Origin of the sequence: Pseudomonas sp. 1928-m, from assembly GCF_029269135.1 — a bacterium.
Taxonomy (GTDB): domain Bacteria; phylum Pseudomonadota; class Gammaproteobacteria; order Pseudomonadales; family Pseudomonadaceae; genus Aquipseudomonas.
This window is the reverse complement of sequence record NZ_JARIXO010000002.1, coordinates 154,367-167,567: the sequence shown is the minus strand read 5'-3', so window position 1 is coordinate 167,567 and position 13,201 is coordinate 154,367. Positions and strand designations below refer to the sequence as shown.

The following is a 13,201-nucleotide window of genomic DNA, read 5'->3' as shown; positions in this document are numbered from 1 at the left end:
CGGTGGAAGAAGCAGTCAACAGATTTCCCCAGCATGTGCTGGTGATTGATGACAGCGAATTGCAACGCCAGTTTACCGCTGAGCTGTGCAGTGAAATGGGTATCGAGGACATCCTGCAGGCCGTGGATGGCTTCGACGCGATAGCCCAGATGAAAACCAACCCACAGATCCAGGTGATCGTGCTGGATCTGGAAATGCCTGGCATGGACGGTGTTCAGGTGCTGCACGAGATGGCGCGCCTGGAACTCAATCACTCGGTGGTGGTGGCCAGTGCGCGTGAGAGCGTGCTGCTCAATGTGGTCGAGAGCATGGGCCGTAGCCTGGGCTTGCACCTGCTCGGCGTGCTGCAAAAACCCATCAGCCATGAGCAACTGGCCGCCAGCCTGAGCCGATTCGCGGTGCAGGCGGTGCAGGCCGAGCAATTTGCTGCGCCGCGCGCGCTGTGGCCGCAGCTGACTGAAGCGGATGTGCAGCGCGCGCTGCGTGAGCATGAGTTCGTTGCCTACTTCCAACCCAAGGTCAACCTGGCCAATGGCCGCCTGAAAGGCGTGGAGGCATTGGTGCGTTGGCAGCATCCCGTGCATGGCCTGCTGGCGCCGGGGCTGTTCGTCGACATGATCGAGCGCAGCCATTACATCTCGGACATGACCCTGCAGATGCTCGACATGTCCCTGGCATACTGCCGGCAGTGGCATGACGCCGGCCTGCCGCTGAGTTTTTCCTTCAACGTGTCGGCGCGCTCGCTGGCGGATTCCAAGCTAGCCGACGAGATCATCGCGCGGGTGGCGGCCAGTGGTATCGAGCCGCAGTACGTGATTCTGGAAATCACCGAAAGCGCGATCATGACCGACCTCAGTATTACCCTCGGCACCCTGGCGCGCCTGCGCCTGAAAGGCTTTGGCCTGTCGGTGGATGACTACGGCACCGGGTTTTCCTGCATGTTGCAGCTGTCCCGCGTGCCCTGCACCGAGCTGAAGGTTGACCGCGCCTTCGTCAATGGTGCCAGTGAGAGTCTGCATTTGCGCATCCTGCTGGAAAGCGCCCTGGATATCGCCAGCAAGCTTGGTCTGGGCGTGGTCGCCGAGGGTGTGGAGACCCTGCAGGACTGGCAGCTGCTGCGTGATCTGGGTTGTGGTGAAGTGCAGGGCTACTTTGTCGCCAAGCCGATGCCGGGTGACGCGCTGCTGGCCTGGTGGCGCAGCAATGAAGCGCGCTTGCGTGGCCTGGTGATGGCAACCTCTTAACCCAGGCGGTTAGTTGCCTGCTTGCTGATATCTAAACGGGCGTGAATCAGCGCTCGTCTTCGGTTGTTTCCAGGCTCTGTAGCACCACCTGTTCCAGTGCATTGCCGGGCTCTGGCTGCGTGCCGGCCAGCTGGCCGAGCAATTGCCATTGCTGATCCAGTTCGTTGTTGATCGCCAGCATGCGCTCAATCATCTTGCACGCAGTGGCGTTCACCGCGCTGTCCTGGGTGTTGAGCAGTTCGAATGACATGGCAGTGATGGCGGCAGTCAGGTGGGTGAGGGTGCGCGTGGACAGGCTGAGCAACTCGGTCAATTGCGCTTCCTTGGCAGTCATGGTCATCTCCTTGTGAATCCCGTCCTGAGCTTAGCGCGACATTGTGTCGCCCGGCTATCCGCTCCATCGCCTGAGTTCTACCGCCGGGCTTGTGCGTGCTCCCTGTTTAGTTTTCGTTGGCCGGTTGCGCTGCTCGTCAGCGCACTCCGTCGGCCACTGCGCGGATATTGCCCTGTTGTGCTTTGCTCAGATCAGGCGTGAATAAAAGTCGTAGTGCAACCTCGTTGGCGTTTGGGTTGTACCTGTCGTCGGAAGCTGTGCGACTTTTTAAAACGGGCGTTTTTCTTGTGCGCCAGGCGATTTTCGCTAGAGCCTTGCCAGCACTGGGTTTGCGCCAGAAAACTTCGCGATATAGGGCTGTCGAGTGCTTTGGAAAACCTTGATTTTGTTTGGTTGCACCTAGTTGCACCTTGCGCCTTCTGAGGTTTAATCTCTCGCCAGATTTTTTGTGACCCGCCACCCATGGCGGCCACCCCTCGGGGCCGTCGCGGGGCGACGTCCAAAACTGCTCCCGGCGATTATTTGCCGTGCTCCAGCTCATACAGGACAAACCAATGGCTACCACTACCCTTGGCGTAAAGCTCGATGATGCAACCCGTGATCGCCTCAAGCAGGCTGCGCAGTCGATTGACCGCACGCCGCACTGGCTGATCAAACAGGCGATTTTCAATTATCTCGAGCAGATCGAGGGTGGTCTGACCCCGGCCGAGCATTCCGGCTTGGCGGCAGTAGCCGGTGAAGAGTCGGTCGACAGCTTGACCGAGCAGGGCCTGCAGGTGTTCCTCGATTTCGCCGAAAGCATCCTGCCGCAGTCAGTGCTGCGTGCCGCCATTACCGGCGCTTATCGCCGTCCGGAAACCGAAGCGGTACCAATGCTGCTGGAGCAGGCGCGTCTGCCCAAGGACATGGCCGAGGCGAGCAACAAGCTGGCCATGGGCATTGCCGAGAAGCTGCGCAACCAGAAGAACGCCGGTGGCCGCCAGGGCCTGGTGCAGGGCTTGCTGCAGGAATTCTCGCTGTCTTCGCAGGAAGGTGTGGCGCTAATGTGCCTGGCCGAAGCGCTGCTGCGTATTCCGGACAAGGCCACCCGTGATGCGCTGATCCGCGACAAGATCAGCAACGGCAATTGGAGCCAGCACCTCGGTAACAGCCCCTCGATGTTCGTCAACGCAGCCTCCTGGGGCCTGTTGATCACCGGCAAGCTGGTGGCCACGCACAACGAAGCCGGCCTGGTAACTTCGCTCAACCGCATTATCGGCAAAGGCGGCGAGCCGCTGATCCGCAAGGGCGTGGACATGTCCATGCGTTTGATGGGCGAGCAGTTTGTGACCGGCGAAACCATCGCCGAAGCCCTGGCCAATGCCACCAATATGGAAAGCAAAGGCTTCCGTTATTCCTACGACATGCTCGGCGAAGCCGCGCTGACCGATGAAGACGCCAAGCGCTACCTGGCGTCCTACGAGCAGGCCATCCATGCCATCGGCAAGGCCTCTCACGGCCGTGGTATCTACGAAGGTCCGGGCATCTCGATCAAGCTCTCGGCACTGCACCCGCGCTACAGTCGCGCGCAGTACGAGCGCGTGATGGACGAGCTGTACCCGATCCTGCTGGGCCTGACCAAGCTGGCCAAGCACTACGACATCGGCCTGAACATCGACGCCGAAGAAGCCGACCGCCTGGAAATCTCTCTCGATCTGCTGGAGCGTCTGTGCTTCGACCCGGCCCTGACCGGCTGGAACGGCATCGGCTTCGTCATCCAGGCTTACCAGAAGCGCTGCCCGTACGTGATCGACTACGTCATCGACCTGGCCAAGCGCAGCCGCCATCGCCTGATGATCCGTCTGGTAAAAGGTGCGTACTGGGACAGCGAGATCAAGCGCGCCCAGGTTGAAGGCCTGGAAGGCTACCCGGTGTACACCCGCAAGCCGTACACCGATATTTCCTACATCGCCTGCGCCCGCAAGCTGCTGGCCGTGCCGGAAGCCATCTACCCGCAGTTCGCCACTCACAACGCTCACTCGCTGTCGGCCATCTACCAGCTGGCCGGGCAGAATTACTACCCCGGTCAGTACGAATTCCAGTGTCTGCACGGCATGGGTGAGCCGCTGTACGAACAGGTGGTGGGCAAGGTTGCCGATGGCAAGCTGAACCGTCCGTGCCGTATCTACGCCCCGGTGGGCAGCCATGAAACCCTGCTGGCTTATCTGGTGCGTCGTCTGCTGGAAAACGGCGCGAACACCTCGTTCGTCAACCGCATTGCCGATACCAGTATCTCGATCAAGGAACTGGTGCTCGATCCGGTGCTGCAGGTCGAGCAGATGGCCACGCAGGAAGGCGGCCTTGGCCTGCCACACCCGCGCATTGCTCTGCCGCGTGCGCTGTATGGCGACGCCCGCTTGAACTCCGAAGGCATCGACCTGGCCAACGAACACCGCCTGGGTTCGCTGTCCTCGGCGCTGCTGAGCAGCACCAACACCGCCTACAAAGCCATGCCGCTGCTCGGTTGCGAAGCGCCTGAGCTGAGCGACGCACAGCCGGTGCGCAACCCGGCGGACCACCGTGACATCGTCGGTCATGTGCATGAGGCCAGCGAGCAGGATGTGCGCAACGCCGTGCTTTGCGCGGTATCCAGCGGGCAGATTTGGCAGTCGACCCTGCCGGCCGAGCGCGCCGCCGTACTGGACCGCGCCGCCGACCAGATGGAAGCGGAAATGCAGCAGCTGATGGGCTTGCTGGTGCGTGAATCCGGCAAAACCTTCGCCAACGCCATCGCCGAAGTGCGCGAGGCGGTGGATTTCCTGCGCTACTACGCGGCGCAGGCACGTAATCACTTCAGCAACGACAGCCACCGCCCGCTGGGCCCGGTGGTGTGCATCAGCCCGTGGAACTTCCCGCTGGCGATTTTCAGCGGTCAGGTTGCCGCCGCCCTGGCTGCCGGTAACACCGTCCTGGCCAAGCCGGCCGAACAAACTCCGCTGATCGCCGCGCAGGCCGTGCGCATTCTGCTCGACGCCGGTGTGCCGAGCGGCGCCGTGCAGCTGCTGCCGGGCCGTGGCGAAACCGTCGGTGCCGGCCTGATCGGCAACGAGCGGGTGCGTGGCGTGATGTTTACTGGCTCCACCGAAGTAGCCGGGATCATTCAGCGCAACCTCGCCGGTCGCCTGGATGCCCAGGGCCGCACCATTCCGCTGATCGCCGAAACTGGCGGCCTCAACAGCATGATCGTCGACTCCTCGGCGCTCACTGAACAGGTGGTGGTCGATGTGGTGGCCTCGGCCTTCGACAGCGCCGGCCAGCGTTGCTCGGCACTGCGCGTGCTGTGTGTGCAGGAAGACGTGGCGGATCGAGTGATCAACATGCTCAAGGGCGCCATGGCCGAATACAGCCTGGGCAACCCGGAGCGCCTGAGCACTGATATCGGCCCGGTGATCGACGCTGAAGCCAAGGACAATATCGACCAGCACATCGAGAAGATGCGCGAGAAAGGTCGCAAGGTATTCCAGACTGCCCGCGCCGTGGGTGATGACATCAAGCGCGGCACCTTTGTGCTGCCGACGCTGATCGAGCTGGACAGCTTCGACGAGATGCAGCGCGAGATTTTCGGCCCGGTGCTGCACGTGGTGCGCTACCAGCGTGCTGATCTGGGCAAATTGCTGCAGCAGATCAACGACAGCGGCTATGGCCTGACCCTCGGTGTGCACACGCGTATCGACGAAACCATCGCCCAGGTAGTCAACACCGCTAAGGTCGGCAACCTGTATGTGAACCGCAATATGGTCGGCGCAGTGGTCGGCGTGCAGCCGTTCGGCGGCGAAGGCCTGTCCGGCACCGGCCCGAAAGCCGGTGGCCCGCTGTATATGTACCGCCTGCTGGCGACCCGTCCGCAGGACGCGGTGGCCAAGCAGCTGCAGCAGGAAAATGGCAAAATCCAGCGTCCGGCGGAGCAGGCCAAGGTGATTCAGGCGCTGCAGGATTGGGCGACCAAGCATGAGCAGAGCCTGAGTGCCCTGAGCGCACAGTATGTCGAGCTGGCGCAGAGCGGTACCGTGCAGATGCTCAACGGCCCAACCGGTGAGCGCAACAGCTACAGCCTGCTGCCGCGTGAGCACGTGCTGTGCCTGGCGGATGAACGCAGTGACCTGCTGGTGCAGTTGGCAGCGGCTTTGGCTGTGGGTTGCCAGGTGCTGTGGCAGGAAAGCGAGCTGACCCGCGAGCTGTTTGCCGCACTGCCCAAGGCTGTGCAGCAACGCATCACAGTGCTCAGCCAGTGGCGCGAAAGTGACAGCGCGTTCGACGCCATCCTGCATCACGGTGACTCCGATCAGCTGCGCGAAGTCTGCCAATTGGCGGCTCAGCGCCCTGGCGCAATCATCGGTGTGCATGGTTTGCACAAAGGCGAGACGGATATCCCGCTGGAGCGTCTGCTGATTGAACACGCCCTGAGCATCAACACCGCAGCGGCTGGCGGCAACGCCAGCCTGATGACCATCGGTTAACAGGTTCTACGAGCATCCTGTCCCAAGCGGCTCGCCGCTTGGGCAGTTGGCAACACCGGCTCCACCCCCAGGCACCTTGCCCAGGTGTCTGATGCTGCACTGCAGCGCCCGTCGTACATCCGGCAACGGAGGGTTATCCACCCGGTACGATGCGTTTCTTCCCCTCTGGCATTTCGATGCACTGCGTCCGCCTACCCGGCGGGCGCGGCAACGGAGCTACCCGCTCCGTTGCGCATCGCCCGCCTGCCGACTGTTCAGATCTAATCCTGCGTTGTTATGTGTCCCTGCATTCACTCGACTGTGTGTAGCCGCAAGGTGCTCAAGCGTATCGATAGCGCTATTTGGTTTTGCCTGCCAGCTGATCGCGCAGTGCGCGCTCGACCGCAATCTGTAGCGTGTATGCAGGTGCTTCGATGGCGTCGTGGTCGCGGGTGTAGCGCCGGGCGAATTCGCGCACGCCCCATTGCTGGTATTGCTGCACATGCAGCAGTTCGTGGGCCCAGAGCGCGACATTGTCCTGCGCGTCTGCGGCATTGCGGAAGACGATGATGTCGATCAGCGTCACCGCTTGCACGTCGGGGTTTTGCAGCAGGGCATTGCTGGCGTTGAGTGCCGCGCCGTCGTCGACCCTAAAGCGCGCTGAGTCGAGCACCGCTATATCGAAATAGGCCTCCAGTTGGGCGCGGATATGCAGAGGCACAGATTCGGTTCCGTCGGCTGCCGCCTGCTGACGCGCCTGTAACAACCCTTGCTCAAGACCTGAGGCGGCTATCTGGCTGACGTCTTCATACAGCACGTCGATGTCGGCCTGGCTGATCGGTGCACAGAAGCACACCCCGGCACAGACCTGCTGCTGCCCGCTGGGGCAGGCGATAACCGAGGCGGCGAGGCTGAGCCCGCCAATCAGCAGGGCGACCCAGCGCAGCGGGTGACGTAAGAACGCAGCAGGCAAGGACGCCTCCCTCAAATAAGAACGGCCGACGCAGTATGCGCCAGTGTGGAGTGGCAGTCGGACAGTGGCCGCTGCGGTTGGTTGCAGCGCTGCGCTGGAGGCTACACCCGCACCCAGCGCTGCCGAGTCCAGCTGCTTAACGCATCGACGCCGAACACCAGCAGCAACATGGCGATGATCACCGTACTGGCCTGGGCCTCCTGAAACAGGCTAAGGCTGACATAAAGCATCTGTCCTAGGCCGCCGGCACCGACGAAACCAAGCACGCTGGCCATGCGGATATTGTTTTCCCAGCGGTACAGGCAGTAGGCCAACAGCTGTGGCCACAGGTTGGGCAGGGTGCCGTAGCAGAATGCCGCGACCTGGCTACCGCCCTGTAGGCGAATCGCCTCGGCCGGCGCGGTTGGGGTGTTTTCCAGCGCCTCGGCAAACAGCCGGCCGAGCACCCCTGCGGTATGCAGGGCCAGGGCCAGGGTGCCGGCGTTCGGGCCAAGGCCGGCGGCCAGTACCATCAGTGCAGCCCACACCAGTTCGGGAATCGCCCGCAGGGCATTCAGCAGCAAACGTGCGGCGCTCTGCAGCGGCCAGCCAAAGCGCCCTGCGGCGGGCAAGGCCAGCAACAGGCCGAATACCGCGGCGAGCAAGGTTCCGATGGCCGACATGGCCAGGGTTTCCAGGGCGCCATGGCTGATGGCCGACAGGTGCTCGGCGCTCAGGTCCGGGCTGAGAAAGCGCCGCACATAGCCTGCCATCTGCCCCAGGCTGTCACCACTGGTCAGTGCGCCCAGATCGATACCCAGGTAAACGAACGAAGCGATCACCGCTGCGCCGATGCCGCACAGCAGTAACAGATTGATCAGCCGGTTCATGCCAGCCTCCCGCGCAGCACGCGGCTGAGCTGGTCGGCCAGCAACACCAGCAACAGAAAGGTCAGCAGCATGCTGGCCACTTCACCGCCGGCGAACATACGCATCGACAGGTCGATCTGCTGGCCCAGGCCGCCGGCGCCGACGAAACCCATCACCACCGAGGCGCGGATTGCGCATTCCCAGCGGTACACCGTGTAGGAAGTCAGCTCCGCTGCGGCATTCGGCAGGATGCCGTAGACGAACGCCGCCAGCCGACCGGTGCCAGACTGCAGCAGGGCGTGGGCCGGGCGCTGGTCGACCGACTCGAAGATTTCCGCATAGACCTTGCCGAGCATGCCGCTGTAAGTGATGGCGATGGCCAGCACCCCGGCGGTGGGGCCGAGGCCGACCGCGCGGACGAACAGCAGCGCCCAGACAATTTCCGGCACGCTGCGCAGGAAGATCAGCAGGCCGCGCACCGGCCAGCGCAGCAACTGCGCCAGCGGTTTGGGTCGACCGCCACGGGATGCGGCCGATAGCGATAGCGCGCGGCTGGCCAGCAGACTGGCTGGAATCGCCAATAGCAGCGCCAGGGCCATGCCGGCGGTGGCGATGGCCAGGGTTTGCAGGGTGGCGTCGAGCAGTAACTGCAAGAAGTCCGCGTCATGGGTCGGCGGCCAGAAGGCACCGACGAAACGGCCCATTTCGCTCTGGCTGTCGGCTTGCAGCAGCACGCCCAGGTCCAGCTCGCTGAGCTGTATACCCGGCCACAGCAGCGCCAGCGCCAGCAGGGTGAGTAGCAGGCGTGGCAGAGCGGCCGGGTCGCGGTTGTCGCGGTTTAGCATCGCGGGATCTGCAGGCTCAGGGTCACGCTAGGCGCGGGCTGTGAGAGCAGTTGCTCATTGGCATACAGCGCGTCGAGCTGCGCCTGGTCGACTTCGCCAGCAGGACGGTCGAAGAGAATCTGCCCATCGCGCAGGCCAATAATCCGCGGGAAATGTGCCAGGGCCAGTTCCACCGCATGCAGGCTGGCGACTAGGGTGACGCCATGCTGTTCGGCATGTCGGCACAACACGTTCAGCGTGTGTGCGGCCAGCACCGGGTCCATGGCTGACACCGGCTCATCGGCCAGCAGCAGTTCCGGCGCCTGGTACAGCACGCGGGCGATGCCGACGCGCTGCAGCTGACCACCGGAAAGCTGCTGACACTGGGCGAACAGCTTGTCGGCCAGGTCCAGCTTGGCCAGCTCACGGCGAGCGCCAGGTATATCCAGCGGGTGCAGCAGATTCAGCAGGCTCTTGCCCAAACTCCACTGACCGAGCTTGCCGGCCAGCACGGCGGTAACCACCCGCTGGCGCGCCGGTAGTGGCGGCGCCTGATGCACCAAGCCAATACGTGCACGCAGGCGTTGGCGCTGGCTGCTGGACAGTTGCCAGGGCTGCTCACCGAGCACCTGAATCTCGCCGCCACTCGGTTGCAGGGCAGTGGCCAGCAGGTTGAGCAGGCTCGACTTGCCGGCCCCGGAAGGACCGATGATGGCGACGCGCTCGCCGGTGGCGATATGCAAGTCCACACCGCGCAGGGCGTGGACTCCGTTGCCGTGGCTGAGGCTGGCGCCGCAGAGGCGCAGGGTCATTTCAGCAGGTCAGCGGCGCGCGCAGCGTCCTCGATGCCCTTGTAGTTTTCAGGCGAGGTTTCGATAAAGCGGCTAGCGGCCTGCAGGTCGAGGATCGCCTTGTGCTCTGGGTTGGACGGGTCGAGGGCGAGGAAGGCGGCTTTGATCTTCTCGGCCAGGGCCGGATCGAGGGTGCCGCGCACGGTCCAGTTGTAGTCGTAGTAAGTCGGGGTGGTGGCGAACACTTTGACCTTGTTGCTATCGACCTTGCCGCTGGCAACCAGCTTGTCCCACACGCTGGCGTTGAGCACGCCGCCATCGACCTTGCCGGCTTGCACCCAGGCAGCAGTCGCATCATGTGCACCGGAGTAGCCGACGCGGCTGAAGTGGCTTTCCGGTTTGATGCCGTCCTGCAGCATAAAATAGCGTGGCATCAGGCTGCCGGAGGTGGACGACACCGAGCCGAAGGCAAAGGTCTTGCCCTTGAGGTCGGCCAGGGAAGTCACGTCCGGGTTAGCGGTGATGAACTTGCTGGTGAACTGCGCATCCTGCTCGCGCTGTACCAGCGGAATGGCGTTGCCGGTTTTCAGGCGCACCTGAACGAAGGTGAAACCGCCTAGCCACGCCAGGTCCAGGCGATCGGTGGCCAGAGCCTCGACCACGGCCGGGTAGTCAGCGACCGGGGTGAACTCGACCTTCATGCCCAGTTGCTGTTCCAGGTAGGCACCCAGCGGTTTGAATTTGCGCAGCAGTTCGGTCGGAGCCTCGTCCGGAATGGCGCTAACGCGCAGCACCTCGGCGGCTTGAGTCAGGCTGGCAGATAAGGACAGGGCAAAGCCGGCGGCGAGCGCCAGGGTACGTTTGAGCATGAAGATTCTCCGGTTCAATAGCGGAAAAATTCGAAATGGCAGTCCAACAGCTGTGCGGACCGCGCGTAGTCAGGGTAGTCGACGTGGCGCGATTATAGGGGCCGCTGCGCTAAAGACCAGCTTTGCCAGTTACAGGTCAACACGGCCATGTCTGCCGCATTGATTACTGGCCCGGCGGCTTGTCTTGCCTGCATTTTTCAACGGCCTGTTAGAATCCGCGCCTGTTTCCGATTTGCCGAGAGCCTGACCGATGAGCGAGCCGATCCGTTTGACCCAGTACAGCCATGGGGCCGGTTGCGGCTGCAAGATTTCGCCGAAAGTGCTGGAGGTGATCCTCGCCGGCAGCGGCGCGCAGAACCTCGACCCCAAGCTGTGGGTAGGCAATGCCTCGCGTGATGATGCGGCGGTGTATGCCCTGGACGACGAGCGCGGGGTGGTGTCGACCACCGACTTCTTTATGCCGATTGTCGATGACCCCTATGACTTCGGCCGCATCGCCGCCACCAATGCGATCAGCGACATCTACGCCATGGGCGGCGATCCGCTGATGGCCATCGCCATCCTCGGCTGGCCGGTCAACCTGCTGGCGCCGGAAGTGGCCCGCGAGGTGATTCGCGGCGGCCGCGCGGTGTGTGATGAAGCGGGCATTCCCCTGGCCGGCGGGCACTCGATCGACGCCCCAGAGCCGATCTTCGGCTTGGCCGTCACCGGCGTGGTGCTCAAGCGTCATATGAAACGCAACGACACCGCCACGGCCGGCTGCCAGCTGTATCTCTCTAAACCGCTGGGCATCGGCATTCTTACCACTGCCGAGAAGAAGGCCAAGCTGCGCCCCGAGGATGTCGGCCTGGCGCGCGACTGGATGTGCACCCTGAACAAGCCCGGCTCGCGCTTCGGCAAGCTGGCCGGGGTTACTGCGATGACTGACGTCACCGGTTTCGGCCTGCTCGGTCATTTGGTCGAGATGGCTGACGGTGCCAATCTCACCGCCCAGCTCGATTACGCCACCGTGCCGCGTCTGCCGGGGGTCGACTACTACCTGGCCGAGGGCTGCGTGCCAGGCGGCACCCTGCGCAATTTCGACAGCTATGGCGAGAAGATCGCGCCAATCACCGACGAACAGCGTGATCTGCTCTGCGACCCGCAGACCAGCGGCGGTTTGCTGATTGCCGTTACCCCTGATGGCGAAGCCGAGTTCCTCGCTGTGGCCGCCGAGCTGGGCCTGAATCTGGCGCCCATCGGCCGTTTGGTTGAGCGACAGCGTTACGCGGTCGAGGTGCTGTGATGCGCGACAACAGCAGCAACTACCGCGACATCTTCCTCAATGATCTGCCGATGATGGACGCCCGCGCCCCGGTCGAGTTCAGCAAGGGCGCCTTCCCCGGTGTACTCAACCTGCCGCTGATGGATGACAGCGAGCGTCAGCGGGTCGGCACCTGCTACAAGCAGCATGGCCAGGACGCCGCCATCGCGCTCGGCCACCAACTGGTCAGCGGTCAGGTCAAAGCTGAGCGAGTTGCGGCCTGGGCGGCCTTCGCCAAGGCCAATCCGCACGGCTATCTGTACTGCTTTCGCGGTGGTCTGCGCTCGCAGATCACCCAGCAATGGCTGGCCGAAGCCGGTATCGACTACCCTCGGGTGATCGGCGGCTACAAGGCGATGCGCAGCTTTCTGTTGGAAACCACTCAGCAGGCGGTGGCCGAGTGCGATTTCGTCATCCTCGGCGGCCTTACTGGCACCGGTAAAACCGATGTGCTGGTGCAGCTGAATAACAGCCTGGATCTGGAAGGCCACGCCAACCACCGTGGCTCCAGCTTCGGCAAACGCGCCAGTGGCCAGCCGGCACAGATCGACTTCGAAAACCGCCTGGCCATTGACCTGCTCAAGCAGCGCGCCCGTGGCACCGAGCAGTTTGTGCTGGAAGACGAAGGGCGCATGGTCGGCAGCTGCACCGTGCCGCTGGCGCTGTACCAGGGCATGCAGCAGTACCCGCTGGTGTGGCTGGAAGATGCTTTCGAGGACCGCGTCGAGCGCATCCTGCGCGATTACGTGGTCAACCTGTGCGCCGAGTTTATCGTCCTGCACGGTGAGGAAGAGGGCTTTCGACTCTACGCCGAGCGCCTGCTGCAAAGCCTGAGCAATATCCAGAAGCGTCTGGGGGGGGAGCGTTACCAGCGTCTGCTGGCCATCATGCAGACAGCGCTGGATGAACAGCGTAGCGGGGCGGTTGCACTGCACCGCGACTGGATTGCCGGGCTGCTGCGCGAATACTACGACCCGATGTACGCCTACCAGCGCGAAAGCAAGGCGGCGCGTATCGAGTTTGCCGGCGACCAGGCGGCGGTCATCGCCTACCTGACTGAGCGCAAGGCTAATCGCCAAGGCTGAGTGTCACCACCCAGCCCCGCGCTGCCATTAGTCGTTGCTGGCTTCTGGCAGCTTGGCGATTACCTTGATCTCGAACTGGAAGCCATACAACCAGGTCACGCCGACGGCAGTTATGGTCGGGTACGGCGCGTTACCCCAGAACTCTGGGACAACCTTCCAGATCCTTTCGAACGTCGCCTGCGGGTCGACCATAAACACGGTCACGTCGACCACATCGTCAAAGCTGCCGCCGGCAGCGTGCAGAATCGCATTCAGGTTGGTGAATGCGGTGCGTACCTGCGCCTCCAACTCGGGTTCGGGAGAGCCGTCTTCACGACTACCGACTTGCCCAGAGACAAACAAAAAGCCGTTGCTGCGGATCGCCGGTGAATAGCGATTGATCTCATAAAGCGCCTGGCGGCCAGGCGGGAATACCACATCACGCTGGTTCATCTGTACCTCCATCATGGGGCGGT

The 13,201-nt window shown here is 63.0% G+C and carries 12 protein-coding genes; 4 read left to right on the top strand and 8 right to left on the bottom strand.

What is annotated here, in order from left to right:
• Positions 1–2 precede the first annotated feature (2 nt).
• Positions 3–1,244, top strand: coding sequence for an EAL domain-containing response regulator (locus P3C18_RS10280; RefSeq protein WP_275961761.1), 1,242 nt, complete (start codon positions 3–5; stop codon positions 1,242–1,244).
• 46 nt (positions 1,245–1,290) lie between these two features.
• Here P3C18_RS10280 and P3C18_RS10275 read toward each other — a convergent pair whose 3' ends face one another.
• On the bottom strand, positions 1,291–1,578 hold the full coding sequence (locus P3C18_RS10275) for a hypothetical protein (RefSeq protein ID WP_275961760.1): 288 nt from the start codon (positions 1,576–1,578) through the stop codon (positions 1,291–1,293).
• Between the two features lie 136 nt (positions 1,579–1,714).
• Positions 1,715–2,119, bottom strand: coding sequence for a hypothetical protein (locus P3C18_RS10270; protein ID WP_275961759.1), 405 nt, complete (start codon positions 2,117–2,119; stop codon positions 1,715–1,717).
• A gap of 13 nt (positions 2,120–2,132) precedes the next feature.
• Here P3C18_RS10270 and putA point away from each other — a divergent pair, with 13 nt between their 5' ends.
• Positions 2,133–6,074, top strand: a complete 3,942-nt coding sequence (gene putA, locus P3C18_RS10265) for a trifunctional transcriptional regulator/proline dehydrogenase/L-glutamate gamma-semialdehyde dehydrogenase (RefSeq protein ID WP_275961758.1) — start codon at positions 2,133–2,135, stop codon at positions 6,072–6,074.
• A gap of 337 nt (positions 6,075–6,411) precedes the next feature.
• Here the strand turns inward: putA and P3C18_RS10260 are convergent, their stop codons facing one another.
• The 5 genes from P3C18_RS10260 to P3C18_RS10240 all read right to left on the bottom strand — a co-directional run bounded on the left by P3C18_RS10260 (position 6,412) and on the right by P3C18_RS10240 (position 10,358).
• Positions 6,412–6,999 carry a DUF4157 domain-containing protein gene (locus P3C18_RS10260; RefSeq protein WP_275962044.1) on the bottom strand — a complete coding sequence of 196 codons (588 nt, stop codon included), beginning with the start codon at positions 6,997–6,999 and terminating at the stop codon, positions 6,412–6,414.
• A gap of 128 nt (positions 7,000–7,127) precedes the next feature.
• Positions 7,128–7,895, bottom strand: coding sequence for a phosphonate ABC transporter, permease protein PhnE (phnE, locus tag P3C18_RS10255; RefSeq protein ID WP_275961757.1), 768 nt, complete (start codon positions 7,893–7,895; stop codon positions 7,128–7,130).
• Positions 7,892–8,719 (bottom strand): ABC transporter permease subunit, encoded by an 828-nt coding sequence (locus tag P3C18_RS10250; protein ID WP_275961756.1) that lies wholly within the window; start codon positions 8,717–8,719, stop codon positions 7,892–7,894. Before P3C18_RS10250 ends, phnE begins: the two co-directional genes overlap by 4 nt.
• Positions 8,713–9,510, bottom strand: a complete 798-nt coding sequence (locus P3C18_RS10245) for an ATP-binding cassette domain-containing protein (RefSeq protein ID WP_275961755.1) — start codon at positions 9,508–9,510, stop codon at positions 8,713–8,715. Before P3C18_RS10245 ends, P3C18_RS10250 begins: the two co-directional genes overlap by 7 nt.
• Entirely contained in the window at positions 9,507–10,358 is an 852-nt protein-coding gene (locus P3C18_RS10240) for a putative selenate ABC transporter substrate-binding protein (protein WP_275961754.1), read from the bottom strand. Before P3C18_RS10240 ends, P3C18_RS10245 begins: the two co-directional genes overlap by 4 nt.
• Positions 10,359–10,608: 250 nt before the next feature.
• Between P3C18_RS10240 and selD the strand changes: the two genes are divergently transcribed.
• On the top strand, positions 10,609–11,643 hold the full coding sequence (gene selD, locus P3C18_RS10235) for a selenide, water dikinase SelD (RefSeq protein WP_275961753.1): 1,035 nt from the start codon (positions 10,609–10,611) through the stop codon (positions 11,641–11,643).
• Entirely contained in the window at positions 11,643–12,746 is a 1,104-nt protein-coding gene (gene mnmH, locus P3C18_RS10230; protein ID WP_275961752.1) for a tRNA 2-selenouridine(34) synthase MnmH, read from the top strand. Before selD ends, mnmH begins: the two co-directional genes overlap by 1 nt.
• A 27-nt stretch (positions 12,747–12,773) precedes the next feature.
• Here mnmH and P3C18_RS10225 read toward each other — a convergent pair whose 3' ends face one another.
• Positions 12,774–13,178 (bottom strand): RidA family protein, encoded by a 405-nt coding sequence (locus P3C18_RS10225; RefSeq protein WP_275961751.1) that lies wholly within the window; start codon positions 13,176–13,178, stop codon positions 12,774–12,776.
• Positions 13,179–13,201: the final 23 nt, after the last annotated feature.

What these genes read in the sequence shown, in the direction of transcription:
- P3C18_RS10275 (WP_275961760.1), bottom strand. Translation starts at nt 1,578, where the DNA reads ATGACTGCCAAGGAAGCGCAATTGACCGAGTTGCTCAGCCTGTCCACG.
- P3C18_RS10270 (WP_275961759.1), bottom strand. Translation starts at nt 2,119, where the DNA reads ATGAGCTGGAGCACGGCAAATAATCGCCGGGAGCAGTTTTGGACGTCG.
- putA (WP_275961758.1), top strand. Translation starts at nt 2,133, where the DNA reads ATGGCTACCACTACCCTTGGCGTAAAGCTCGATGATGCAACCCGTGAT.
- phnE (WP_275961757.1), bottom strand. Translation starts at nt 7,895, where the DNA reads ATGAACCGGCTGATCAATCTGTTACTGCTGTGCGGCATCGGCGCAGCG.
- P3C18_RS10250 (WP_275961756.1), bottom strand. Translation starts at nt 8,719, where the DNA reads ATGCTAAACCGCGACAACCGCGACCCGGCCGCTCTGCCACGCCTGCTA.
- P3C18_RS10245 (WP_275961755.1), bottom strand. Translation starts at nt 9,510, where the DNA reads ATGACCCTGCGCCTCTGCGGCGCCAGCCTCAGCCACGGCAACGGAGTC.
- P3C18_RS10240 (WP_275961754.1), bottom strand. Translation starts at nt 10,358, where the DNA reads ATGCTCAAACGTACCCTGGCGCTCGCCGCCGGCTTTGCCCTGTCCTTA.
- selD (WP_275961753.1), top strand. Translation starts at nt 10,609, where the DNA reads ATGAGCGAGCCGATCCGTTTGACCCAGTACAGCCATGGGGCCGGTTGC.
- mnmH (WP_275961752.1), top strand. Translation starts at nt 11,643, where the DNA reads ATGCGCGACAACAGCAGCAACTACCGCGACATCTTCCTCAATGATCTG.
- P3C18_RS10225 (WP_275961751.1), bottom strand. Translation starts at nt 13,178, where the DNA reads ATGAACCAGCGTGATGTGGTATTCCCGCCTGGCCGCCAGGCGCTTTAT.